This window comes from Streptomyces sp. NBC_01622 (assembly GCF_045209635.1).
Taxonomy (GTDB): domain Bacteria; phylum Actinomycetota; class Actinomycetes; order Streptomycetales; family Streptomycetaceae; genus Streptomyces.
Genome location: NZ_CP109293.1, coordinates 7,970,116 through 7,995,709 on the forward strand (window position 1 = coordinate 7,970,116; position 25,594 = coordinate 7,995,709).

The 25,594-nt window shown below is 68.4% G+C and carries 13 protein-coding genes; 7 read left to right on the forward strand and 6 right to left on the reverse strand.

Annotation, left to right across the window (positions count from 1 at the left end; genetic code table 11):
- Positions 1–278 precede the first annotated feature (278 nt).
- Complete coding sequence (gene pglW / locus OH768_RS36900; protein WP_406460309.1) at positions 279–4,664, forward strand: BREX system serine/threonine kinase PglW; 4,386 nt, start codon at positions 279–281, stop codon at positions 4,662–4,664.
- Positions 4,665–4,710: 46 nt separating this feature from the next.
- Here the strand turns inward: pglW and OH768_RS36905 are convergent, their stop codons facing one another.
- From OH768_RS36905 to OH768_RS36915, 3 genes are read right to left on the reverse strand one after another with little or no spacing between them, the layout of a single operon-like run.
- On the reverse strand, positions 4,711–6,180 hold the full coding sequence (locus OH768_RS36905) for a hypothetical protein (RefSeq protein WP_406460311.1): 1,470 nt from the start codon (positions 6,178–6,180) through the stop codon (positions 4,711–4,713).
- Entirely contained in the window at positions 6,177–7,529 is a 1,353-nt protein-coding gene (locus OH768_RS36910) for a KGGVGR-motif variant AAA ATPase (protein WP_406460313.1), read from the reverse strand. The genes OH768_RS36905 and OH768_RS36910 overlap by 4 nt, the downstream gene beginning before the upstream one ends.
- Positions 7,530–7,589: 60 nt before the next feature.
- A complete protein-coding gene (locus OH768_RS36915) occupies positions 7,590–8,048 on the reverse strand; it encodes a hypothetical protein (RefSeq protein WP_406460315.1) in 459 nt (152 codons plus the stop codon).
- Positions 8,049–8,319: 271 nt separating this feature from the next.
- On the opposite strand from OH768_RS36915, the gene pglX reads away from it, so the two are divergent.
- Complete coding sequence (pglX, locus tag OH768_RS36920) at positions 8,320–12,090, forward strand: BREX-2 system adenine-specific DNA-methyltransferase PglX (RefSeq protein ID WP_406460317.1); 3,771 nt, start codon at positions 8,320–8,322, stop codon at positions 12,088–12,090.
- 68 nt (positions 12,091–12,158) lie between these two features.
- Here the strand turns inward: pglX and OH768_RS36925 are convergent, their stop codons facing one another.
- Positions 12,159–12,347, reverse strand: coding sequence for a DUF397 domain-containing protein (locus tag OH768_RS36925; protein WP_406460319.1), 189 nt, complete (start codon positions 12,345–12,347; stop codon positions 12,159–12,161).
- Complete coding sequence (locus tag OH768_RS36930; protein WP_406460320.1) at positions 12,344–13,174, reverse strand: helix-turn-helix domain-containing protein; 831 nt, start codon at positions 13,172–13,174, stop codon at positions 12,344–12,346. The genes OH768_RS36925 and OH768_RS36930 overlap by 4 nt, the downstream gene beginning before the upstream one ends.
- Before the next feature lie 153 nt (positions 13,175–13,327).
- Between OH768_RS36930 and OH768_RS36935 the strand changes: the two genes are divergently transcribed.
- A complete protein-coding gene (locus tag OH768_RS36935) occupies positions 13,328–13,771 on the forward strand; it encodes an ATP-binding protein (protein WP_406460322.1) in 444 nt (147 codons plus the stop codon).
- Positions 13,772–13,797: 26 nt separating this feature from the next.
- Here OH768_RS36935 and OH768_RS36940 read toward each other — a convergent pair whose 3' ends face one another.
- A complete protein-coding gene (locus OH768_RS36940) occupies positions 13,798–14,904 on the reverse strand; it encodes a hypothetical protein (protein ID WP_406460323.1) in 1,107 nt (368 codons plus the stop codon).
- A 324-nt stretch (positions 14,905–15,228) separates the two neighbouring features.
- Here OH768_RS36940 and OH768_RS36945 point away from each other — a divergent pair, with 324 nt between their 5' ends.
- The 4 genes from OH768_RS36945 to OH768_RS36960 are packed head-to-tail and all read left to right on the forward strand — an operon-like array spanning position 15,229 to position 25,356.
- Complete coding sequence (locus tag OH768_RS36945) at positions 15,229–19,134, forward strand: PglY protein (RefSeq protein ID WP_406460325.1); 3,906 nt, start codon at positions 15,229–15,231, stop codon at positions 19,132–19,134.
- Positions 19,134–21,899: a BREX-2 system phosphatase PglZ gene (pglZ, locus tag OH768_RS36950; RefSeq protein WP_406460327.1), complete on the forward strand. Its 2,766-nt coding sequence runs from the start codon at positions 19,134–19,136 to the stop codon at positions 21,897–21,899. Before OH768_RS36945 ends, pglZ begins: the two co-directional genes overlap by 1 nt.
- Positions 21,896–23,227 (forward strand): BREX system ATP-binding protein BrxD, encoded by a 1,332-nt coding sequence (brxD, locus tag OH768_RS36955; RefSeq protein WP_406460329.1) that lies wholly within the window; start codon positions 21,896–21,898, stop codon positions 23,225–23,227. The genes pglZ and brxD overlap by 4 nt, the downstream gene beginning before the upstream one ends.
- Positions 23,224–25,356, forward strand: coding sequence for a DEAD/DEAH box helicase (locus tag OH768_RS36960; protein WP_406460331.1), 2,133 nt, complete (start codon positions 23,224–23,226; stop codon positions 25,354–25,356). Before brxD ends, OH768_RS36960 begins: the two co-directional genes overlap by 4 nt.
- The last annotated feature ends 238 nt before the right edge of the window (positions 25,357–25,594 follow it).

Consider the following 25,594-nt stretch of genomic DNA (forward strand, 5'->3'; position numbering starts at 1 on the left):
GTATCGCTCGGCGACGGGCAAGTGGACGGGGCCGGGTCGTGGTGTCGGACTGGCGGCGGCGCTGTCGGCGGCGGAGCTGTTCCGAGCCGGCGCCCGTGCCGACGGCCGTCATTCCCGCCCAGCAGCATCCCACCGCCCTCGCCGTGACCGAGCCGGGAAACAAACACGGATCCGGCCTGTCGGTGGGGCACGGTAAGGTCGGCCAGGGGATTTCGCCGTGATGAAGGCGAGAAGCGGACAGCGGAGGTCGGACGGTGACGGCAGCAGGATCGCGTCCGGTGCCCAAGCCCGGACCGCCGCGTCCGGCGCAGCAGTGGTTCCAGGATCGGCCATCCCCGTACCCCTGGGAGCAGGACGCTCTCGACCATGTACGCCGCCTGATGCCGGCCGCCGAGCCCTATCGCGCTTGGGCCACGTTCTCCTTCACCGCGCAGTCGGGCCGTATCAACGAGTGCGACCTGCTGATCGCGGTGCCCGCGGGCCTGTACCTGGTCGAGATCAAGAGTCACCCGGGGCGGCTGGAGAACAACGGATCCACCTGGAACTTCCGAGGCTCCGACCGCACCAGGACGATCAACAACCCGCTCCACTTCAACGACGCCAAGTCGAAGGACCTCAAGAGCAGACTCCTGTGGGCGGCGCGCAAGTTGGGCATCCCCGAGCGCTCCGTGCCACGCGTGGAACCGGCGATCTTCCTCTCGGCTCCGGACCTCGAGAGCCATCTTGACGATGTCCAGAGAGTCAAGGTCTACGGGCGCGACGACCGCCCCACCGGTCTGAAGCGCATCTGGCAGGACTTCCTCGGGCTGCCGCCGGACCGCCCCGACCGCCGCATCACGCCCGACTTCTCCCGGGACACTCTGCCGCGTCTGCTGAAGGCCATCGGCGTGCAGCAGTCCACAGCCCATCTCAGGTTCGGCGATGCCTGGAAACTGCAGCCGCACCCCCTGGACCGTGGGCAGTCCTGGGAGGACCGCCTGGCAACGCGCGACGACGGACTTGTCCAGGAGGAGGGTCGCGTCCGCATTTACCTGGTCGGACACATGGCCACCGAGGCGGCGAAGAAGTCGACCGATCGCGCGGCCCGCCGTGAGTACCAGGTACTGCAGGGCATCACGCACCGCGGGATCGTCGAGGCCGTCGAGATCCGGGAGCACCAGGGCGGACCGGCGATCCTCTTCCGTCACAAGCACACGGACCTCCGCCTCGACCAGTATCTGGCCACCTACGGTGGCAAGCTCACCCCCGAGGTCCGCCTCGATCTCGTACGGCAGCTCGCCGAAGCGGTCCGCTACGCGCACAACCGCGCCCTCTACCACCGGGCCCTGGCGGCCAGTTCCGTCTACGTCTCCTTCCGCTCCGACGGGACGCGCCCCGAGCTGCGTATCACCGACTGGCAGACAGCGGCCCGCGACTTCGACAGCAACGCCACCTTCTTCCGGTCCATCGGCGGCTCGGCGCTCGACGCGGCTCTGATCGAGGACGCGGCCCGCCTCTATCTCGCCCCCGAGACCGACCAGCCGTACGCCGACCCGGCCGACCTGGACATGTTCGGGCTCGGTGCCGTCGCGTACCTGGTACTCACCGGCCAACCTCCTGCCCCCCAGCGAAGTGCTCTGAGCGAGCGCCTGCGCACCGACTCGGGCCTGCATCTGTACGCCGTCGCCGACGGCTTCTCGGACGCGCTCGACGAGCTGGTTTTCAAGGCGACCCGCTCGGACGTCAACGAACGCCTCGGCTCCGCCGAAGAGTTCCTCGACCTGCTGGACAGGGCAGAGCGCGCCAGCGTGCTGCCCGAGGCACCCACTGCCACCGGCGTCGACCCGCTGGAGGCACTGCCCGGCCAGTCGCTCGACGCGGAATGGTCCGTACGGCGTGTCCTCGGCACCGGCGCCACGGCCCGCGCTCTTCTCGTGGAGCGTGCGGTCGAGGACGAGGACGGTCACGTACAGATCGACGAGTGGGTCTTCAAGGTCGCTCTGGACGAGCAGAAGGCGGAACGGCTGCGTGCCGAGGCAGGCGTCCTCAAGGAGGTGGGCGGCGGCGCGATCGTGCAGCTGCGGGGCGAGGGGCTGCGCGAGATCGGCGGACGGACAGTCCTGCAGCTCGAGTACGCTGGTGAGCAGTCCCTGGGTGCCCGACTGCGCGGCAAGGGGAAGCTGACTTACCACGAGCTGGAGCGCTTCGGTGACGACCTGTTCAGGGCGCTGGACCAGCTTGCCGCCAACGGAGTCCTGCACCGCGACCTGAAGCCCGACAACTTCGGCATTCACCACAGTAAGGACCGGATCTGGCGTCTGAAGCTGTTCGACTTCTCCCTCGCCGACGCCTCCGAGCGGGACATCAAGGCGGGCACACGCGGCTACCTGGACCCGTTCCTCGGCTCCATGCGCCGGCCGTACTACGACGATCACGCCGAGCGGTACGCCGCGGCCGTCACCCTGCACGAGATGGCCGGCGGAGAGCGCCCCATGTGGGGTGACGGACAGGTGGATCCGCTCACCAACGAGTCCGCCGAACTGTACGTCGCGTCAGAGCTGTTCGAACCAGCCCTCAACGACGGCCTTACGTCCTTCTTCCGGCGAGCGCTGCACCGCGACACCGAGCACCGCTTCGACACGCTGCGGCAGATGCACGACGAGTGGCGCGAGGTGTTCCGGGCTGCCGACGCGACCAAGCCGGCCACCACCCCGGCCACGGTCGGTACCCAGGCCGAGGACGCCGAGGAGGCCCGCGATGCCGCCGCGGAGGCGGCGGACGCCGAGACGCTGCTGGAGGCCGCGGGCCTGTCGCCCCGGGCCGTATCCGTGGCGCACGGGCTGGGTGCCACTAAGGTGGGGGAGCTGCTCAACGTCCAGCCGTACGCGATCTCGAAGGCGCGGGGCGCCGGCGCGCTCGTACGCAAGGAACTCAACCGGCGCCGCAAGCAGTGGGCGGTCGCCCTGCGGCAGCCCGCCGGGAGCGACGCCCGACAGGCCGTGTCGGCCGCGCGCACGGACGGCGACTCCGACGCGGACGGACCGCTGGTCCTGTCGATAGACGACATGGCCGCCAGGCTCACCCCCGACCCCGGTCGCAAGGGTTCCAACCGTGCGCCCGTGGTCCGGCTCACGCTCGGCCTGCCGCCAGAGGAGGGCGGGCTGTCGCCGTTGGGTCCCTGGCCGGTCCAGGCCCGCATCGCCGACCACCTCGAGATCAAGCAGCCGCCGGTCTCCCGCCATCACCGCATCGAGATCAAGCAGTGGGCCGAGGCGGACTGGCTGGGGCGGGTGCGCGACGAGCTCGTCGAGATCGTGACGGCGGCCGGGCGGGTCATGACCGCGCAGGAGGCCGCTGTCGAGCTACGCGTCAGACACGGCGCGGGCGACGACGTGCCCGGGCGCACGCTCGCGCGGGCGCTGGCCGTTGTACGGGCCGCCACCGAGGCCGAGTTGTGGGACGGCGAGGGCGCGGAGCAGCACGAGCCGCGCCTGGCCGTGCACCGGCGAGGCGACACCGTATTGATCGCCGGGGAGTCGCTGCCGGGAACCGACGACCCCAGCCCCCGCGAACTGGCCGACTATGCGGCCGAGTTGGGGACGGAAGCGGAGCGTCTGGCGCGTCAGGAGCCGCTGCCGGGGCGGGCCGCGGTGGTCCGCGACCTGCGTGCGGTGCCCGCCCCGGAGGGCTTCGCCCCGCTCGCGGACACCCGGCTGGTAGCCCTCGCAGCCGCTGTCGCCGTGGGGACCGAGGTCACTCCTCGTCTCGAGCTGTATCCCCGTGACCTCAGCCTGGACCGCGCCCTGCGGATCTCGCAGGCAGGGGCGGGGGTACGACGGGACCGCGGCATCACGGTCGCCGAGCTGCTGGCACGGCTGCGTGCACGCTTCCCGGTGCTCGACGCGCTCTCCGGGGAGCGGGAGCCGACGTATGTCGAGCTGGAGGACCCGCTCAGGGAGGCGCGCTTCGACCTCCGGTACGACACCAAGCTGGAGCGGTTCTTCCCGCCGGCCCTTGAGACGGTAGGCCAGTGGACGTCCACCGGGACGGGCACCAGCTACCTGTCACCCGGTCACGGCGTCCCAGCGGTCGCGGAGGTGGACGGCGATCCGCATGCCGCCACCCGTGCCAGGCTCGCCTCCTGCGTGCAGCGCGGTGGGTTTCTCGCGCTCACCGTGAAGGGCAGTCGGCTGCCGGGAGCCGCCGAGGCGGTGGCCGCGGCGTTCCCCGTCGAACGCGTCGACCTCGGACGGGAGTTCCTCACCGAGTTTCGCGCGCTGGCGGCGGAGAAGGGGCAGGACTGGGAGAAGGTCCTGCGTGCCGACGCGGGCTCCGCGCCGGGGCTGATCAAACGGGGTCTGGCTTCGTTCGTACGTGCGGTGTGGGTGCGTCTGGAGGCCGTGCTGCTGGAGCGGGCCGCGGCGCCGCGCACGGTCCTCTTCCTGCATGACGCGGGACTGCTCGCCCGCTACTGGGACGAGGGTGGCCACGACCTTCTGGTCCGGCTGCAGACGGCGGCCCGCCGACCGGCCGACGACCCGCACGGGCTGTGGCTGCTCTGCCCCGTGGACACGCGGACGCAGGTCCCGCACCTGGATGGGCGGACGGTCGAGGTGATCGGCGGGGACGGCGAACGGGCCTATCTGGATGGCGACTTCCTGTCCGCGGTGGCTACGGCGGCCTAGAACCGCGCAGCCGTCAACGGCGCGCGCAGGGTCGTCCTGCCGGTCGTCAGTGCGCGCGCCTGGAAACGCCGCCCCTGCGGCCGATGCCGAAGGCCAGGCGGTAGACGTCGGGGATGTCGACCGCGTAGTCGCGCAGGTCGGTGGCGCCTGCCGCACGTCGTGTCATCACGCCGAGCCTTTCCAACTCGTCGATCAGCTCGCGGTGGTTGTCGACATCCTCCGGGCCGCTTCCCTGCGAACCGTTCGCCAGGGCCTCGCGCAGCTTCGCGGAGAGGGAGGCGTCCCGCCAGTAGGCGAGGACCACGGACGGCTGCATCGGCACCTGGCCGCCCCGCAGTTGCTCGACGGCGACCGCCGCCCAGCGGATGTCCTCCTTGATCTCGTCCACGCGGATCTGGGAAGCGGTACTCACGGACGCCCGGATGGCGTCGTAGTGGAGAGCGTGGTCGTGTGTGGGATGCCGGTCCCGGGTGATCGTCGCCGCGGTCGAGACGGCCTGGAGCAGAGTACGCGGACTCACCTGGCCCCGGCCGTCCTGAAGGTGGTTGGGAAGCCAGGTGTACGTGTAGCCGCGGCGGTGGCTCGGGCCCATGTACTGGCCGGCCATCGTGACGAACAGCTCGTGCTGGCGTTCCGGAGTGGCGATGACGTCGACGGGGGCGATGAACCGGCCTTCGCCCTCCCTGTGCCAACTGCCGGTCCACGTCCGGAACTTCTCCGCCTCGGGGCTCGGGTGATTGCCGAGCTGGTGGTAGAGCAGGCCGTACAGGTTCTCCGTGGTCCAGGTCAGGTCGGTCGCGTTGGCACCGAGTTTCGAGGCGTCGGGGAAGTGCTTGGGGGCGCTCTCGTACATGTCCGGGCGGACGAAGATCTTCGCCCGGATCGCGCTGGTGCTCATCCGGAGGTCCAGTGCCACCTCGAAGAGGCCGGACACCAGCCGGTCGACGACCGGCCGGTCGTTGTGGAGGTGCTCCAGGGCGTCGAAGATCAGCAGGCGGGTGCGGCCGCTCTTGCGGGCCTCCTGGTCGATCGTCCACAGGGCGCGTTCGTAGGACTCCATATGGTCGGCGACCCAGCGGACGCGTTTGTCCCAGCCTTCGATGCGCAGGATCTCCGGGGCCTGGAGCCCGGTCATGACCACGGCTGACCAGAGGTGCTGGGGCTTGACGCCGTCCTCCATGAGCTTGCTGATGACGCTCTTGCTGGGGTGGTGCAGGTTGGGCTCGCCACCCTTCGCATGGCCCGTGGCGACCGTCATCCGGTCCAGCCGGGGCATCATGTACGAGGCCGCCGCGATCTCACGCATCCGGTCGTAGCTCAGGACCTTGGTCCACACGGTCTTGCCGGAACCGCGTGCGCCGCGCACCACCGTCACGTCGGGGTCCAGCGCGCGCCGGTGGCTCGACGGGGTGAACAGCCGCGTGACGTCCGGGCTCACGGTGTCGGCGTCGAAGGCGCTGCCGGGGGCGGTGGCGAGCAGCGTCCTGTACTCGTCGGTGGACAGCGGGTCCGTCATGACAACTCCTCGCGCGGGAAGACGAGTTGGTAGACCTCTTTGAGGAACCTCTTGTACGCGGCCTCGACAAAGGGCAGTTCGGGCCAGTCGCGGTCCTGGAGCGGGTCGAGGCCGATCAGGTCGTGGCTGAAGAGGATCGGGATGGGCGTGTGCGGAGCCTGGTTGTCTTCCAGGGTCGGGTGGTACGCCTCCAGATCCGCGCCCTCCGCGTTGTCGTAGAGCGTGTCGGCGAACATCTTCTGGGCGTTGTCCCGGAGCTTGTGCAGTCGCTGTATGTCCCCGGCGGACCGGAACATGGCGGCGACGATACGGAGGCGCTCGCGCAGGTCGACGGCCCGGTCCGGGCGCTGCTTCCACTGGGAGAGCAGCATGCCGTAGCCGTACCAGGTGGACGGGTTGTCGACGGCGAAGAGCAGCGAGAGCCCGCTGAGTTGGGTGAGGGTGACGGCGGCGATGTCGTGGATACCGGCGCGGCTGTCGAGCAGGACGACGTCCGGCTGCCGCGAGATCCCGGCGACCTGCGCCTCGCAGGCGGCGATGGCCTCCTCCAGCCGCACGCAGAACGGCGTGGGTGCGCCGCCCGGTTCGGCGGGCGGGAGGTCGCTGTAGATGCGGTTCAGCTTCGCGAGGTAGTCGTAGTCGCCGCGGGGGCGGCCTCCGGCGGGCGCCAGCCAGATCTCGCCGTTGCCCTGCGAGGGCACGAAGAACGAGCTCTGGGTGACGAGCTCCAGCCCTTCGGCGTTGCCGACACCCGCTTCGACCAGGTGGTCGACGATGCCGTGATCGGGCAGTTCGCCGAAGCTGTGCAGGAGCGAGGAGACTCCCGGGGACTCCAGGTCGAGGTCGACGACGAGGACGCAGTGGCCCTTGTCGGCGAAGTGCCGGGCGAGGATGGCGGTGGCGGTGGAGCGGCCCACTCCGCCCTTGAACCCGTACAGGGCGACACGTCGCTCTCGCACCTCGGGCTGCGGCAAAGCGCCCGCTACGGCGTCCCGGGCCCAGTCGGCGCCCACGACGGTCCGTTCGAGTACGGCGACCCGGCCGCGGCTTCCCGGCTCGCCCTCGTCCTGGACGATGAGTTCGGGGGAGGCGAAGAACATCTCCGGTGCGAACATCGTGGACGCGGCCTGGACGGGCTGGGCGCCTGCGAAGGCCTGGGTGTCGCGTCGGAACTCCTCCGCGAGCGCTTCCAGTTCCTCGGCAGACAGCGGGTCTTCCTCGTCGTCGAGGAGGAGCGACGCACGCCCGAACAGGTCGCGTACGAGGACGGTGTCCCTGCCGGTTTCGGCGGCTCGGTGGGCGTGGCCCAGGGCGGCGTTCCACGCGGCGTCGAATCGGGTGGGGTTCATGGGGGTGGGCGCCTGCTTTTCCACTTCGGCTGCGTCTTCTGCTCGGGCTACTTGCTTGGGCTACTTCGCCTGCTGGTAGGCGGCGATAACGGTACGGGCCGCGGCGAGGTGACGTTTCACGCGCTGCTCGGATATCTGGCCGCTGTCACGGTAGCGGTGGGCCACGTCCCACTCGTCGGTGGATTCCCGGAAGGGGTTCTGCTGGGGGATCTGCGCGAGCACGGTGGCGCCGTGGTGGCCGTTGGCGAGCAGGAGGAGTTGGTCCCAGACATGCGGGAGGTGACCGTGCTGGGAGTCCTTCCACGCCTTTTTGGCCTGAGTCTGGCTCTGGGTCGGCCTGTTCCTGATCGTCGGGTTGTACGGAATGCCGAGCGGGGTGTCCTGTACGGACCCGAAGAAGTCGAGGAGCATCGCCTTGATGGCGCACTCTGCGGCGATCCCGGCGAGATGGTCGGCGGGGCCGAAGAGCGGGGGCGACTTGGCGAGTTGCGTTGCCGCGTCGTAGTGGCAGCGGCCCACCTCTAAGAAAGAGTGTTGGTGAGCGGGTGCGGGTGCCGGCGTGGATGCCGCGGGCGCCGGGGTCGCGGGTGCGGTCGGGGCCGCCGGGACCGGAGGGGGTGTCTGAGCCGTCACGGTGATCACCTTAGCGGCGTGATCATGGCAGATGAGAGTACTTTGCGATGACTCCTGGCGGGATCTGTTGCGGTCGACGGTGCTGGCAGGATTGGGACGCGAAGCCGTATGGCGATGTGCGGTGGGTGACATGGTGTTGCGAGAGGGATGGCAAAGAGTGACGGTCACGGGCCAGGATGCGCGGGCGGGGCTGGACCAGGCGGCGCTGCTGAAGGATCTGCGGCGGCAGGTCGTTGTCCTGGAGGACGATCTGCGTGCGCGCAGTGAGTCCGAGGAGGAGTACCGCGTCCGGCTGGAGTCCGAGTATCGGCGGGCTTGTGAGGCGCAACGTACGACGCGTGGCACTTACGGCGCGTGGCGTGATGAGCGGGTGACCCAGGCTGCGGTGGCTTGGGTGCTGGCTTGTGTCTTCGTGCGGTTTTGTGAGGATCACGGACTAATTGAGGTGCCGTTCATCGCCGGGCCCGAAGAGCGGCTGGTTGAGGCGGAGGAGCGACATGAGGCGTACTTCCGTGAGCACCCCGACCGCAATGACCGGGACTGGTTGATCGCCGCGTTCGAGTATCTCGCAGGGGCCAACGAGACGGTCGCCGGGCTCTTCGATCGTGCACACAATCCGCTGTGGGAGCTGATGCCGAGCTATGAGGCCGCGACGGAGTTGCTGCGCTTCTGGCGGCGGTGGGATGCCGAGGGGCGGATCGTTTACGACTTCACGTATCTGGCCTGGGATACGCGCTTCCTCGGCGATCTGTACCAGGACCTGAGCGACCATGCCCGCAAGACGTACGCGCTGTTGCAGACACCGGAGTTCGTCGAGGAATTCATCCTTGATCTGACGCTGGAGCCGGCCATTGCGGAGTTCGGGCTGGATCCTGTGGTGGAAGGACCTGGAGGAGTCGAGCGGCGGGGGCTGCGGACGATCGACCCTGCGTGCGGATCCGGGCACTTTCTGCTGGGGATCTTCGAGCGGCTCGTGGGGAAGTGGCGGGTGGAGGAGCCTGGCGCCGACGTGTGGGTGGTGGTGCGGAGAGCTCTGGAGGCTGTCCATGGCTGCGACAAAAATCCTTTCGCAGTAAGCATCGCTCGGTTCCGCTTGTTGGTTGCGGCCATGCGGGCTGCGGGGGCTGAGCGGTTGGTGGATGCACCTGTCTTTCCCATCAATGTGGCGGTGGGGGACTCGTTGCTTCATGGTCGGGATGCGGCTGGCATTCAAACGGATCTGGACACATTGTTCGCAGAGTTGGACGGGGGCGGGGCCGGGGAGGAGGGTGCCTTTGTCTATTCGACGGAGGATGTGGGAGATTTTGCGAAGCGGGTGGATCTGCTGGGGCGGGGATCCTATCACGTGGTGGTGGGGAATCCTCCGTACATCACCGTGAAGGACAAGCAGGAGAACGAGAACTATCGGAAGGCGTACAAAGAGTCTTGCGCCGGGAAATACGCTTTGTCGGCGCCGTTTGCGCAGAGGCTCTTCGAGCTGGCTTTGAAGGGAATGGGTGGCCGTCAGGGTGGGGGCGGTTTCGTCGGGCAGATCACGGCGAACTCTTTTATGAAGCGGGAGTTCGGCAAGAAGCTCGTTGAAGTGGTCTTCTGGGAGAAGGTAGAGCTGTCCCATGTGATTGACACGTCCGGGGCATTTATCCCCGGGCACGGCACGCCGACTGTGATTCTTGTGGGGCGGAACCGGATGCCGAATCCCGAACGCACTGTGCGGGCGGTGCTGGGTGTTCGGGGAGAGCCGTCCCAGCCTGAGGTCGCGGCTGAGGCAGCCGTCTGGCGGGCGATTGTTGAACAGGTGGATCGGCCTGGCCCCGGGTCGGAGGAGTGGGTTTCTGTTGAAGATGTGCCAGCTGAGACTTTCGCTTCGCATCCGTGGTCGGTGAGTGGAGGTGGGGCGGGTAGCGTTTTTGCCTCAATCGAGGAGGCTGGCACTAGGAAGCTTGCAGCTGCGATCTACCGTATTGGATTCTTCGGCGTCCTGGGAGCGGATGACGCCATGATTGCTCCGCGCCGTGTGTTCGATGCTAGGCGAGTGGATCCCTCCCTCACGAGCAAGCTAGTTCTGGGCGACGAAGTTCGTGATTGGAATGTGAGTGCAGGGGAGGGAGTGATTTTCCCCTACAACTCTGATCATACTCTGAGGGCTCTGGAGGACAGTCCGGGGCTTAGTGCTTGGCTTTGGCCGCTACGGACAGAGCTAGGGAATAGGGCTACATTTGCAAAGCGAACCTACTTTGCTGAAGGACGCCCTTGGTATGAATGGCACCAGCTTCCCCGAGATTTGGGCGCTGCGGCAGTGACCATTGCTCTAGCGTTTGTGGCAACACATAACCATTTTGTGCTTGATGGGGGTGGGAAGGCATTCAACCGTTCCGCGCCAGTTATTAAATTTCCGGCGGACGTGCGTGAGGAGGAACTCCTTGGGCTGTTGGGGGTACTCAACTCGTCGACCGCTTGTTTCTGGCTGAAGCAGGTGAGTCAGGACAAGGGGAACCGGGGCGGAGAGCGATCCACAGGGCGATATGCATGGGAGAGCTTCTACGAGTTCACCGGAACGAAGCTTCAAGAATTCCCGCTGCCGGAACCGATGCCGCAGGACCTGGGGCGCGTCCTCGACTCGCTTGCACAGGAGTTGGGGCGTTGTGACCCTTCCACCGTGTGTGAGTTGGGCACCCCAACTCGGGCTCGCCTCGATGAGACATCCGCTCAGTACGCCTACACGCGGCGGCGCATGATCGCGCTCCAGGAAGAGCTGGACTGGCAGGTCTACCGGCTATATGGGCTGTTGAGCGCTGAAGAGGTGGCTCGCACAACGGTTCTGTCGCCTGTGGGCACCACGATTCCTGAAGTGGACCTGGGGGAGCGAGCGTTTGAGATCGTCATCGCCTCCCGTGCAAACTCTGATGAGGCCGTTGAGCAGTGGTTCGAGCGGCATGGGTCGACTCCTGTGATCGATATCCCGGAGCACTGGCCCGGTTGGTACCGGGACATTGTGCAGGCCCGCATCGAGATCATTGAGCGCCGCAAGGACATCGGGCTGATCGAGCGGCCCGAGTGCAAGCGGCGGTGGTCCGTTGAGCCCTGGGAGAAGAAAGAGAAGGCTGCCCTCCGCGCTTGGTTGCTCGACAGGTGTGAGGATTCGGCACTGTGGTTCAACCTGCGTGACGGTGTAAAGCAGCCTCGTACGCTCACCATCAACCAGCTTGCGGATGCGCTGAGTTCCGACGCCGACTTCAACTCCGTCGCTGCGCTGTACGCCTCCGATCACCTCGACAAGCCTGACCTTCCGCTCGGGCAAGTGCTCGTCGATGTCATTGCCGACGAGCACGTGCCGTATCTCGCCGCCATGCGCTACAAGGACTCCGGCCTGCGTAAGCGTGAGCAGTGGGAAGAGGTCTGGGAGCAGCAGCGGGAGGAGGACAGAACCAGGCAGCGGCTCGATATCCCCGTACCGCCGAAGTACTCGTCCGCCGACTTCCTCAAGCACTCCTACTGGTCCCACCGCGGCAAGCTCGACGTTCCCAAGGAGCGGTTCATCTCCTATCTGGAGGCCGGGCCCGACGCCGACCCGACCATGCTGCTTGGGTGGGCCGGGTGGGATCACAAGGATCAGGCCCAGGCGCTCATCAACCTCATCGAGGACCGTACGGAACAGGGCGGTTGGGACGCCGAGCGGCTCACGCCGTTGCTTGCCGGGCTGCAGGAGGTCATGCCCTGGGTGCGGCAGTGGCACGGTGAGTACGACGCCGAGTGGGAGTCCGTGCCAGCGGAGGACTGTGATGCCTTCCTGGACGAGCAGATGGGCAAGCATCGGCTCAGTGCGGCGGATCTCAAGGCCTGGCGGCCGGTGAAGCGGGCGCGGGGACGTAAGGCTGCCGTGTCGAAGAAGGCGAGCGCCCCGGAGCAGTCCGCCCTCGACGTCGAGTAGGCGGAACGCAGCAGTGGGGGCGCCCGGATTCGCAAACTCCGGGCGCCCCCACTGACGTTGGGGTTGGTTCAGACTCGGGCGTCAGCCGCATAGGCGATGAACTTCGACCACGCCGTGGGCGAGAGGGCAAGATCTTCGCCCTCCTTCCGCTTGGAGTCGCGAACGTGGACGGCTCCGGCCATGGCGACCTCAACACAGTTGTCGCCCTGTGTTCCGCTGTAGCTGCTCTTGAACCAAGTCAGCTCGGTGGTGCTCATAGCGCTCCTCGCATCTCCTTCAACAAGCCCACGGTCGCCTCGTGGCTGAGGGCCTGCGAGCGCATCTTGCCATAGCGCTGAAGGAGGGCGCTGGTGTCTTTCGCGCTGGTGATCAGGGCACTCCCCTGCTGGCCCTCGAAGTAGCCGAACCACTGGTTCTCCGGAGACTCGGCCAGGTACATGGGGCCGTCGAGACCAGCGTGATCGTCCTGTCGCAGAGGCATGATCTGAAGCTGAACGTTGCGGAGTTCGGCCTGTTTGAGCAAGTAGTCGATGAGGATGCCGGTGACTTCGTCTCCGCCCGTCCGGCGTTCAAGCAGCGCCTGCTCGACGATGAAGCTGAAGGCCACGTTCTGCTTCTCGGACAGAAGGCGCTGTCGTTCGAGCCGCGCCTCGACCTGCCGTTCAAGTTGTTCATCAGTCAGCGGAGGCAAGCTGCTGAGGAAGACCGCTCGTGCGTACGCCTCCGGCTGCAGCAACCCAGGAATAGCCCGGCACTCATACGCGTAGAGCGAGATCGCCTCCTCCTCGATCCCCGCCCACTGCACGAACCACGACGCCAGCCCCTGCCTCCGCGTCAGATGTCGCGCCGCCGCCTTGAGCACCCTCGGCGCCTGAAGAACCACCCCCGCCCGCTCGATGAACCTCATCGACGGGAACCGTTTCCCCTGCTCCATCTTGGCCACCGCATGCACGGAGTACCGCACCAGCGGTGCGAACTCCTCCTGCGTCAGGCCCGCTTCCTCCCGCAACGCCTTCAGGACCGCGCCGAAGCTCTTGAGGCCGTCCGACACTTCCGGTTCACTGCTCACGACGCCGTCCAACATGCCCGGCCCACCTCCCACGTACGCCACCGGGACATCAACCCACCCATGGTTACGGGGCGTCACTCACCCTGTCCACTCCGTGAACCCACCCAGTCGCGGCTGTACCAGTGTCGTACCTGTTGAGGCGCTCTCCCTCCCGCGACGCTGAACCGCATGACCGCACCTCAGGCCCAACCAGCCGTCACCGTACGTATGTTCTTCCAACAGCTCAGCGCCACCCGGCGCGGTGCCCGCCTCGCCCGTCACCTCGCCACGCACCAACTCGACGTCTGGGGCGTCCCGTTCGGCTCGGACCTCTCCGACACCGTGGCCCTCGTCGTCGCCGAGCTGGCCGCCAACGCCGTACTCCACGCACGCGTACCGGGCCGCGACTTCGCCCTCCGCCTTGAGCACCGTATGGACGCGCTCCGCATCGAGGTCGCCGACGCCCGCGGCGACCGCCCCGTCGCCGGACAGGTGCCCGCGACCGGTGCCACAGACACGACCGCCGACCACGGCCGTGGCCTTGTCATCGTCGGCGCCCTCGCCTCCCGTTGGGGCGTCACCGACCGCCCAGGACCCGGGAAGGTCGTCTGGGCCGAGATCGACCTCTCCTGAACAACTGAGAACACCACCAGCAACCCTCACGGCATCGGAACCGCCGGCGGGCTCGCCCGCTGCCAGTAGTGCAGCACCGGAGGATGTGCGACCTCCTCCCCGAGGTCGGAGGTCAGCAGGTGATGCCGGGCGACCGCGTCGTCGACGATCTGCCGCCACCACTCCAGCCGGTCCCGGCCCGCATCGGCGGAGATCAACTCGTCGTGCAGCGCGTACAACTGGCACGTGTTGTGCCGCTGCGACTCGCGCACGTCGGCGTTGCTCTCGCTGAACCGCGACAACTCCGCGCCCTCGCACACCGGGCACCCGCACGTCCACGGATCGACGCGCGTGAACCAGTTCTGGAGCACCTCCACCCGGTGGTACTTCAGCAGCTCGCGGACGAGCACCACCGGATACGGCCGCCAGCCCCGGCCCTTGCGGCGCGGATCCATGCCGTGGCGGAGCATGGCGGTGACTCCCACCGCCGTGCCCAGCGCCCCGTGCGCCAGCGCGTCGAACGCCGCCAGGTCCGTGCGCCACAACAGCAGACGCGGGCACGAGCGGCACAGCACGCGCAGACCCTCGGCCACGCCCACCCGCTCCAACGGGTCCTTGTAGTGCTGCATGATCAGCGCCACGGGGTGTCGGCTGGCCCGAACCGCCGCCACCAGGTGCAGCAGCGACTCGTCCCGCAGCCAGCGGTAGCTGCACGGCAGCAGGACGACCGTGTCCGTCCGCTCCAGCCGGTTGGCCTGGGCGATCACCGCACGCAGGACGCGGGCGTCACCGTCCTCGTCCGGCGGTATGAAGCAGGTCGGGGTCACCGCGAACGCCGCCTTGTTGGCCAGCTGGCCGTTCAGGACCTCCTCCAGGCCGGAGAAGTCCAGCGAGTGCCAGCCGTCGGCCGCCTGATAGCCGAAGGGGCGGTCGACGGTCGCGACCCGGTGCTCGTGGCCGCCGTGGTCGACGGCCACGACTGTGTCCGGGTAGCTGTTGCGTATGTTCCGGCACCGCGACGCTGCATCGGCGCCGGTGAGAAGCAGGCCTCCGGCGTTTCCGTCGATGTGCGGCAGCAGGCCGATCGCCGACCTGTCGTTCACCATGATCAGTAACCGGTCGCGCAGTAAGCCTTCGATCCCGTCGCCCCCCATGGGGTCCCCCTCACGGTCATGAAGCACGTCCCGCTGGTCATGAGTGTCGGAGCCGGTCAAAAGGGAGCGCAAGACGGTCGTATGCGGGCGTAAGCGGTTCTCGGCCAGGCCGTCGGCAGGGTTACAGCAAGGCGGACATCACGGTGAGGTGCTCATCCATTGCCCTCCGCGACGATTTCGCCCGCACAAGTCGCTCAACGTGACACCTGCGTCACGGAACTTACGTCTGGCCTGGGCACAAGGCATCTCAAGACTGGCAAGATTGGACGTCGCGCGTGAGATCAATGCACCCCGACTGCTGCCGAGCGAGGGAACGAGAGCCGGATGCCCACCAGCGAGCTCTTCCTGAAGGATGTCATCGACATCAAGGAAGACGTCCATGCCGGCGATTTCAAGGTCGAGCTGTCCGGAGGGTTCACCGAAACCGATGCCCGCGTCGCGGAGTACGTGGTCACCGAGCAGCTGCAAGGGGCCTTCCGCAGGGCGCTCGGGCTGGTCGGGGCGGCGGTCAGGTCGGGGAACTCGCATGCCGCCTACCTGCATGGATCGTTCGGCGCCGGTAAGAGCCACTTCCTGACCGTGCTGCACGCCGTCCTGAACAACAACGCGGCGGCCCGCTCCAAGCCCCGGCTGCAAGAGGTCATCGCCGAGCACGACGACTGGCTGCGCGACAGTCGGTTCCTCACGGTGCCGTACCACCTCGTGGGCTCCACGGACCTGGACTCGGCCCTCCTCGGCGGGTACGTGCACGCGGTGCGCTCCCTGCACTCCGACAAGCCGACCCCTGCCGTCTACCGGGCCGACTCCGCGCTCGCGGACGCGCGCAGGCAGCGGGAGTTCCTCGCCGACGACGCGAAGTTCGTGCAGTGGCTGGGAGACGGAGCCGCCGCGGTGGCGCCGGGCGGTGGTGCCGTCGGCGCGGACGGCGATGACGACGACCTCGACCTGCTCGACGCGGACGACGCGGCCCCGGCCGCCGGCAGCTGGACCTCCGCCGACCTGACCCGCGCCTTCGACGCGCCCGCCGGAGACCCGTACCGCGAAGCACTCGTGTCCGCGCTGCTCTCCGGGCCCATGGCTGCGTACGCGCAGGGAGCCCGCGGTGACAAGGACGCCTTCGTGCCACTGGAGAACGGGCTGTCCGTCATCTCCCGGCACGCCCAGTCCCTCGGCTACGACGGCATCGTGCTGTTCCTCGACGAGCTGATCCTCTGGCTCCAGGCGCACATGGGCGAGCAGGACTTCGTACGCGACCAGGTGCAGCGGCTGGTCAAACTGATCGAGTCCGGGGACACCAACCGGCCTGTGCCGATCGTGTCCTTCATCTCGCGTCAGCGCGACCTGTCGCAGCTCATCGGCTCCGACGTGGCCGGCGCCGAGGTGCAGAACCTCGAGCAGCAGATCGAGTACCTGGCCGGGCGCGTCGACGTCGTCAACCTGGAGGACAGCAACCTCGTCGAGATCATCAAGCGCCGCGTGCTGGAACCGAAACCCGGGATGGAAGCGGCCCGCGACGAGGCATTCACGCTGGTCGAGTCGTCGAAGGACGAGGTGCGGCAGGTGCTCCTGGACGCACATGGGCGGACCTCGGCGACCTGGGACGACTTCCGCACTCTGTATCCGCTGTCACCCGCGCTGCTCAACGTCCTCGTGGACCTCTCCGGAGCGCTCCAGCGCGAACGCACCGGTCTGAAGCTGGTGCAGGAGTTGCTGCGGCGCCGTCGCGATGACCTGAGGATGGGGGAGCTGATCCCGCTCGGCGACCTGTGGGACGTCATAGCGTCGGGCACCGGCGAGGCGTTCACCGCCAAGCTGCGCAGGGAGTCCGAGATCGCGCACCGCTTCCACGCGCGCGTACGGGCCCATCTGCTGGAGAAGTACGGGTCCGTCGACGATCCGCGCTACCGGCGGGACGACCGGCTCGTCAAAACGCTTCTGCTCGGCGCGCTCGCCCCCAATGTGCCGGCTCTGGCGCGGCTGACCGGCGGACGTCTCGCCGCGCTCAATCACGGCACGATCCGGGCACGGGTGGGGTCGGCCGGATCGATCGCGGTGAAGGCGCTGCGAGACTTGCAGGCCCAGGGGTTCGGAGAGCTGAGGAGCGAGGGCGACGCCGACCCGGTGTTCCATCTCCACCTGTCCGACCTGGACGTCGAGCCGCTGCTCGAAGAGGTCCAAGGGGTCGCGGACAAGGTCGGGCAGCGGCGGCAGTGGGTCAAGGACCAGCTGTGGGAGGCGTTCGGCATCCGGGACACCCAGGCGTTCGTGTGCGAGCGCGAGATCGTCTGGCGGGGCACCAAGCGGACCGCCGAGTTCGTCTTCGGGAACGTACGCGATCCGCATCTGCCCGACGAGCAGTTCGAACCGCAGATGGACGGCAACATCCGTTTCGTACTGGACTATCCCTTCGACGAGCCTCAGCGCTCGCCCATTGAGGACGTTCAGCGGATCGAGGCCCTGAAGCGGTCGGGGCGGACCGGGAGCACCATCGTCTGGCTGCCCGACTTCCTCTCCGAGCAGCGGGCCCGGCAGCTCGGACGGCTCCTGAAGATCAACTATCTGCTGGAGCGCGACCGGCTCGACGACGTCACCGCCACCCGCTCGACCGAGGAACGGATCCAGATCCGCCACCAGCTCAAGGCGCAGAGCGACAACCTCACCACCCAACTCTCCGCCGTTCTTGAGCAGTTGTACGGGATCAGCAAGGCGGAGGCCGCGAACATCGGAGCCGAGGTTCCGGCGGACCAGCACTTGTGGTCGCTGCGGCCCGGTTTCACGCGGAAGAAGCCTGAGCCCGGAGTCGGCTTCGAGAAGAACCTCTACGCCCTCGCCGACGAGATGTTCGCCGTGCTCTATCCGAAGCACCCCGACTTCGACCCCGCCCTCACCCGCAAGCCGGTCACCCTGCGCGAGCTGAAGACCGCGCTCGAATGGATCGGCCGGGCCATGGAGAGCGGCGAGCGCCGGGTCGTCGTCGACAGCCACCAACTCGCCATGGTGAAGAAGATCGTGCACCCGCTTGGGCTGGGTGAGGTGCACGACGGTCCGCTGAACGTCAGCCGAGACTGGCGACTGCGGATCAACCAGAAGGCCGCCGACGCCCACGCCGGGACGGACCTGTCCGTCGAGGACGTCCGCAAGTGGATCGACCAGCTCGGGTTCACCGGCCTGGAGAAGAACGTCAGCAACCTGATCATCGCGACGTACGCGCTGCTCGACGACCGGACGTGGGTGTACCAGACCTCGGTGCTGCAGCAGGCCCCGGAGCTGGACAAGATCGGTGCCGGCTACGGTCTGCGGGCGGTCGAGCTGCCGACCGAGGAGGAGTTCGCGACCGCTCGCGAACGGGCCGGGAGGATCTTCGGGGTTCCCGTGCCGCCCGTGCTCTTCGCGCGGAACGTCTCCAAACTTGCCACTGGCGTACGGGAAGTGACTGAGAGGCACCGGGACGCCGTGAGCGGGGTCCGGGCCGTGTTGCAGAAGCGGGCCGAGGAACTGGGGCTGCGTGGACCGCAGGGCGCGGACGCTCCCCGCATGAAGTCCATGAAGGCCGCGGCGGACCTGGTGGCCCGGCTCGCCCGCAGTAACGATGCGACCGTGGCGGTGCGCGAGCTCGCGGCGGTGGCATACGACGTGACCGACCCGGAGATCGGGGCAGCTCTCAAGCAGGCCCCCGAGGTGCTGGCCGCCCTTGACGACACCAACTGGAAGCTGCTCGGCAGCGTGCGCGCCTTCGCCGGGCGGGACGACAACGTGGGGGACCGGGCGGCACGGCTGGCCCGCGTCGTCGAGGAGACCGCGAACGACCATGAGCAGGCCCGCTCGCTCGTCCCGGTGCTGCAGCAGCTCCAGGACCAGGCGCTGGCCCTCGTCAACGAAGTGGCACGTCTGGCGCAGGTGGCCCAGCCCGTGGCACCGCAACCACAGCCGACCGCGGGCGACGTCAGCTTCACGGAACACGGGCAGCCGGTGGTCCAGTCGGGGCCTGGCGTGACGGAGGGCGCGCCCCAGCAGTTCGACGGTGGCGAGCGGACTGTCGACGTACCTGCTCAGGACGTACGGCCGAGTGCCCCGCATGTCGTCGAGCCCACTCGACTCGAAGCAACCCTCGCCGCCACGGTCGCCGATGTGGAGGAGGAGATCAGGTCGTACCTCGCCACCCATCCGGGCACGCGCATCCAGGTCACCTGGCGTCCCGTGCCCACCGACGGCCAGGAGGCCGGACGCTGATGTCCGCCGCTCTGCCCCAGGTGGGCCGTCGCACCATCGAGGCCCTGCTCGCCACGCACGCCTCCGGGCTCGGGGACCGGCGGCTCGTCCTGGTGCACGGGCGCTACACCGCAGGCGCGCCCGAGGAGTTCACCGTGCGGACGGGGGAGGAGACGCGGCGAGTTCGCGTCAGTCACCAGGCGTCCGTCCTGGGCATCCTCGAGGAGTGGACGAAGCACCGGGACAAGGCGGCCAGTGCGGACCTCCTCGTCGTCACCACCGGCGTCGACGACGGCCAGATCGGCTGGGACCTGCGCGGGCAGGCGGTACGGCGGCAGACGCTCACGGTGGAGAACGCCGAGATCGTCATGCAGCGCTTCGGAGCAGCCGGACTCGACCCGCGCATGTACGACGAGGGCTGGCTGCTGGAGGCGCTGCTCGACGCCGAGCCTTCCCAGGGCTGGAAGCGCTTGGGCTCCGTCCTGACGCGGGACGCGGCTCTGCGCGCCCTGGTTGTGGCGCGACTCGGGCTGGGCAACGGCGACGACGAGGCGGGCCCTGTGTCGGGGGCTGTCGTCGATCTGGACGCCCTGCTCACCTGGTCCCGTACGCCCGCAGGGCCCTTGCGCTTCGCGGAGCTGGATCAGACCGAACGGGACGAGCTGAAGAAGTGGCTGGGTGAGACCACGGGCCCGGCGGCACAGGTCCTGATGTCCCTGGCGGAGACCGGGCGCGGACAGGACGCGATGCCGCTCGGTCTGCTGGGAGCGGTCCTGCGCGACCAAGCCGCGAGCCCGGACGTCGTGCTCGCCGTGGGCGGGCTGTTCGGGCAGGTGATGCCGCGCCGGACCGAGCTGCAGTCCTTCACCGAGGCCGTCGAAGGCGCCCTCATCCGCTGGATCGGCGAAGCTCGGCAGAACGCGGTCGCCCGGGCGCGGGTCTTCGCTGTCCTCGACCGCGCCGACCAGCTCGCCGAGGGCGCCGGACTCACAACGGCCCTCGAAACCAACCGCTTCCTGCCGTCCAGCTTCACGGCCCAGCTGCGGCACGTGGCGGCAGCGGCCCGCACCTCCCCCGCAGCGGGAGAAGCCGCCCTGGCCGAACTGAACGCGCACATGCTGGCCCGGCTGAACACGGAACGCGTCGGCGTGGCCGAGATGGCCGTACGGATCGCCCGCTGGCTGGCTCTTCCGCGGTCCGCGGTGGCGTCGGTGGCGGCCGGAGTGCGGGACCAGGCAGGGGACTGGGGCTGGGCGGACCGGGCGCTCGTGGTTCTGTGGGCCGGAGACCCCGACGGGGACGCCGCCACGGGCGAGGACCTCAGTGCCCTGTACGAGGCGGCCCGAGAGCGGCGCGAGCGGCTGGACGAGGAGTTCGCGCGGAGGCTGATGTCCTGGACGCCGAACGCCACCGCCCTCCATCCCGGGGGCTGCCTGGTCGTCGAGAACGTACTGGCCGAAGCGGTCAGGCCGCTGGCCGGCGACACGGCTCCGCTCGTCCTGGTCCTGGACGGCATGAGCTGTGCGGTAGCGGCCCAGCTCGGAGAGGAAGTCGAGCGCGAGGGCTGGACCGAGATCGTACCCAGGGAGGCGGGCTCGGCGGACGAGCCGCAGCGAATGGCCGCGGTGTCCATGTTCCCCTCGGTCACGGAGGTCAGCCGCGCGTCCCTTCTCACCGGCACTGCGGTCAAGGGCGGGCAGACGAAGGAGAGTTCGGGCTTCGCCGCCTTCTGGAGGCAGCGGCGACTCGACGCCCTGCTCTTCCACAAGGCCGGGATAGAGGGAGGAGCGGGAAGGTTCCTCTCCGAGGAGATCATGGCCGCGCTCGCCTCGGAGGCGGTGGTTGGCGTCGTGCTGAACACCATCGACGACGCCCTCGACAAGGGACAGCAGGGGCGGCGTACCCAGTGGAGTCTGGGTGACGTCACATACCTGCGGGAACTGCTGTCGGCGGCCAAGGGGTACGGGCGTCCGGTCGTACTCGTCGCGGACCACGGGCACGTGCTGGAGCGGGGCGCGAGTGAAGGACCCGTGGGTGACGAGGGTCAGGGGCCCGGCTCGGCCCGATGGCGTACGGGGGTGGCTAAGGACGGCGAGGTCCAGCTGTCCGGGCCCCGCGTACTGGAGGGCGGCGGCTCCATCGTCATGCCTTGGCGGGAGGACATCCGCTACACCGGCCGCCGGGCCGGGTACCACGGCGGAGCTTCGCTCGCGGAGGTCACCGTGCCGCTGCTTGTCCTGGTGTCCGACCGGGACCTGGTGCCGAGGGGGTGGGAGGCCCTGCCTCGGGAGCAGGCCGTCCCGCGCTGGTGGGCTCCTCACAAGGGCGGGCAGCCCGAGACCGTCGTACGGCAGGAGGCACCGCGCAAGCCGAAGCGGGGGAAGCTGAAGGAGCAGCCGGCCGGCGAAGGGCTCTTTGCGGCCGACGACCTCGTGGTACCGGCCGTGGACGGAGCCGCCCCCGCCTCTCTAGGCGAGCGTGTGGTTGCCAGCGAGGTGTACGAGGCGCAGAAGGAGTACGTACGCAAGGCCCCCGAGAGCAAGGTCGTGGCGGCCGTCATCGATGCGCTGGCCGGGGCGGGCGGCACCATGTCACCGGCCGCCCTCGCCGGGGCCATCTCGGCGACCGGGCGGGTGCGGCGCAACATCGACGGGTTCATCGCCACCCTGCAGCGGCTGCTCAACATCGAGGGCTACCCCGTCCTCGGCTTCATCGACACCGGGCACACGGTGAAACTCGAACTGACCCTGCTGCGCGACCAGTTCTTCCCGAAGGAGAAAACGTGACGTCGTCGCCCGACGTGAGCGCGGTCCGGCGGCGGGAAGTCGTCGACGCACTGCGCCGGGGCACCGTGCCGCACTCCGGGCTCGACCTCTTCGCGGTCGGACTCGACCGGTTCACCAGTGCCCTCGACGAGGATGTGGCCACGGTGGCGCGGGGCGGAGCCGCCTTTCACGCCATCCGTGGCGAGTACGGATCCGGCAAGACCTTCTTCGCACGCTGGCTCGCCGAACGGGCCAAGCGCGCCGGGCTCGCCACGGCCGAGGTGCAGATCTCCGAGACGGAGACACCTCTGCACCGACTGGAGACGGTGTACCGCCGGCTCACCGAGCGGTTGTCCACGGCGACCCATCAGCCCAGTGCGCTGCGCGCGATCGTCGACTCATGGTTCTACACGTTGGAGGAGGAGGTCCTCGACAACGGGGACGTGGACGAGGAGGACGAAGCGGCGCTGGGTGAAGCCGCCGACGCGCTGATGGAGCGTCGGCTTGCCGAAGTAGCCCGCACCACACCAGCGTTCGCCGCAGCCCTGCGTGGGTATCGGCGCGCGGTCGCAGCCGACGACGCGCCGACTGCGGAAGCCCTCATCGCCTGGCTCGGCGGTCAGAAATCCGTCGCCGCGTCAGCACGCCGGGCCGCCGGGGTGCGGGGCGACCTCGACCACTTCGCGGCGCTCGGCTTCCTGCAGGGTCTGCTCACTGTGCTGCGGGACTGCGGCCACCCAGGTCTGCTGGTCGTCCTCGACGAGATCGAGACCCTTCAGCGCGTGCGCGGTGATGTACGGGAAAAGGGACTCAACGCGCTGCGGCAGCTTCTCGACGAGATCGATGCGGGACGCTTCCCTGGGTTGTTCCTCGTCGTCACGGGGACGCCGGCTTTCTACGACGGTCAGCAGGGCGCGCAGCGGCTTCCGCCGCTCGCGCAGCGGTTGGCGACCGACTTCACCACTGACCCGCGCTTCGACTCTCCGAGGGCGGTTCAACTTCGGCTCGCGGGCTTCGACCTGGAGCGACTCGGTGAGTTGGGCAGACGCGTGCGCGACCTGTACGTGGGCGCTGCCCGGCATCCGGAACGGGTCGTGCGGCAGGTGGACGACGCGTATCTCATGGAGCTCGCCACTGCCGTGACCGGCGGACTCGGGGGCAAGGTCGGGGTCGCGCCCCGCGTCTTCCTTCGCAAACTCGTCGCCGATGTGCTCGACCGGGTGGACGAGTTCGAGGACTTCGATCCACGCAAGCACTACGCGCTCACCATCTCGGACGGCGAGCTGACCGAAGTGGAACGCAACGCGGCTGCCGCACGCGCGGAAGACATCGACCTGGAGATGCCGTGAGTGGCATCGACGACCTCGAACCCGCACTGGTCCACCACGTCGTCAACACGCTCGGCTGGCCCGGACTGCGCCCTCTGCAGGAGGAGGCAATCGGACCGCTGCTCGCGGGTGACGACACGCTCCTTCTGGCTCCCACTGCCGGAGGCAAGACGGAGGCCGCGTCGTTTCCGCTGCTGTCGAAGATGGTGCAGCAGAAGTGGTCGGGGACGTCCGTCCTCTACGTGTGTCCGCTCAAGGCGCTGCTGAACAACCTGTTGCCCAGGCTGGAGACGTACACCTCGTGGCTCGGACGCACGGCCGCCCTGTGGCACGGGGACGTCACGTCCGGCGCGCGGAAGCGGATCCTGGCCGCGCGGCCAGACATCCTCCTCACCACGCCGGAGTCGCTGGAGGCGATGTTGGTCAGCGCGAACGTCGATCACACGTCCTTCTTCTCGGGACTGCGTGCCGTGGTCGTCGACGAGGTGCACGCCTTCGCCGGAGACGACCGGGGTTGGCATCTGCTGGCCGTCCTGGAGCGGCTACAGCGTGTCGTCGGACGTCCCATCCAGCGAGTCGGACTGTCCGCGACGGTGGGAAATCCGGACGAGCTGCTGCTGTGGCTGCAGGGATCCGGAGCAGGGAAGCAGCCGTCCGCGGTGGTGGCACCGCACCTGGCAGATCCGAAGCCGGAGACATCGGCAGCGGCGTCGCCGGCCCCGGCGGACATCCAGCTCGACTACGTGGGCTCCGTCGACAACGCCGCCACCATGATCGCGGCTCTGCACCGCGGCGAGAAACGGCTCGCCTTCTGCGAGTCCCGCAGGCTCGTCGAGGAACTTGGCGAGAAACTGCGTGCCAAAGGGGTGACCACATTCCTCTCCCATGCCTCCCTGTCTGTTGACGAACGCCGACGTGCGGAACAGGCCTTCGCCGAGGCCCGCGACTGCGTCATCGTCTCCACGAGCACCCTCGAACTCGGCATCGACGTCGGGGATCTGGACCGGGTCATCCAGATCGACGCCCCGCTCACCGTCGCCTCCTTCCTGCAACGGCTGGGCCGTACAGGACGCAGGCCCGGAACGTCACGCAACTGCCTGTTCCTCGCGCTGGACCGCAGTGGACTCCTCGGAGCTGCGGCCCTCCTCATGCAGTGGTCGCGCGGCTGGGTGGAGCCCGTCGTCGCTCCGCCGGAGCCGCGGCACATCGTGGCCCAGCAGCTTCTCGCGCTGTGCCTGCAGGAACCGCAGGTCGGCGACCGTCTCTGGCAGGAGTGGTGGAACGGCCTCGGCGCGTTCGGCCAGTCCGCCGAGCCGATCGTCCGGCACCTGGTCGACAACGGCTACCTGGACCAGGACGGCGGACTCCTGTTCATCGGCCCCGAAGCCGAACGGCGCTTCGGGCACCGGCACTTCATGAACCTCACGGCGGTGTTCACCGCGCCCCCGCAGTTCACCGTGCTGCAAGGCCGCAGGGAGATCGGCAGGACTGATCCGAGTCTGCTCACCGAACGGATCGACGGACCAAGGCGGTTGCTCCTGGCCGGGCGGAGCTGGCAGGTCACCTACATCGACTGGAAGCGCAAGCGGTGCTTCGTCGAACCCGTCGACGGCGGTGGCAGAGCGAAGTGGAGCGGTGCCGGACTCGACTTCGGTATCTCCTTCGAACTGATGCGCGCGGTCCGGGAAGTGCTCCTCGGGGCGAACCCGCCGGTAGACCTCACGGCGCGTGCGGAGAAGTACCTGGCCGAAGCACGGGAGCACTTCACGGAGGAGGTACATCCCGGAGGCACGGTGATCACCCGTGGCTCGGGCGGATACGTGAAGTGGTGGACATGGGCAGGCCATCGGGCGAACGCCACGCTCGCGGCGACGCTTGCCGAGGACGCCGTACCTGCCCAACAGATCAATGACTGCTGGATCCGTCTGCGTGAGGACCTCAGCCCCGACGCCTGGAAACAGGTCTCGGCCACCGCCCCGGACCATCTGTGCCTGCCGGATGTCGACGAGCGGGCGGTCAAAGGGCTGAAGTTCGCGGATGCATTGCCACCCAGGCTCGCCGAATCGACGCTGGCGAGGCGGCTGGCGGATCTGGAGTCTGCAGCGCGAGTGCTTTCCGAATCTGTGCGGTTCGTTGTGCGTCCACGATGAGTGCCTGGGCGTCCGCCAGGAGTCGCGCAAAGGCGTCAGTTTTGGGGCCGAGCAGGCATTTAGCGAGCCCGACCCAGTACCGCATCCGGTCGAGCGCCGCTGCCAACAGCCTCTTACCTCCTGAGGTGATGCCGCGGCTGCTCCAGGTACCTCAGCCACAGCGCATGAGCTGCCCGTGCCTCCCGCAGCGACTCCTGCGCAAACCGCTCGTCCGCGAAGCCGGTCCGCCACTGTGACC

Coding starts and splice junctions, on each gene's coding strand:
- OH768_RS36905 (WP_406460311.1), bottom strand. CDS start 6,180: ATGACGGACCCGCTGTCCACCGACGAGTACAGGACGCTGCTCGCCACC.
- OH768_RS36910 (WP_406460313.1), bottom strand. CDS start 7,529: ATGAACCCCACCCGATTCGACGCCGCGTGGAACGCCGCCCTGGGCCAC.
- OH768_RS36925 (WP_406460319.1), bottom strand. CDS start 12,347: ATGAGCACCACCGAGCTGACTTGGTTCAAGAGCAGCTACAGCGGAACA.
- OH768_RS36930 (WP_406460320.1), bottom strand. CDS start 13,174: ATGTTGGACGGCGTCGTGAGCAGTGAACCGGAAGTGTCGGACGGCCTC.
- OH768_RS36935 (WP_406460322.1), top strand. CDS start 13,328: ATGACCGCACCTCAGGCCCAACCAGCCGTCACCGTACGTATGTTCTTC.
- OH768_RS36940 (WP_406460323.1), bottom strand. CDS start 14,904: ATGGGGGGCGACGGGATCGAAGGCTTACTGCGCGACCGGTTACTGATC.
- OH768_RS36945 (WP_406460325.1), top strand. CDS start 15,229: ATGCCCACCAGCGAGCTCTTCCTGAAGGATGTCATCGACATCAAGGAA.
- pglZ (WP_406460327.1), top strand. CDS start 19,134: ATGTCCGCCGCTCTGCCCCAGGTGGGCCGTCGCACCATCGAGGCCCTG.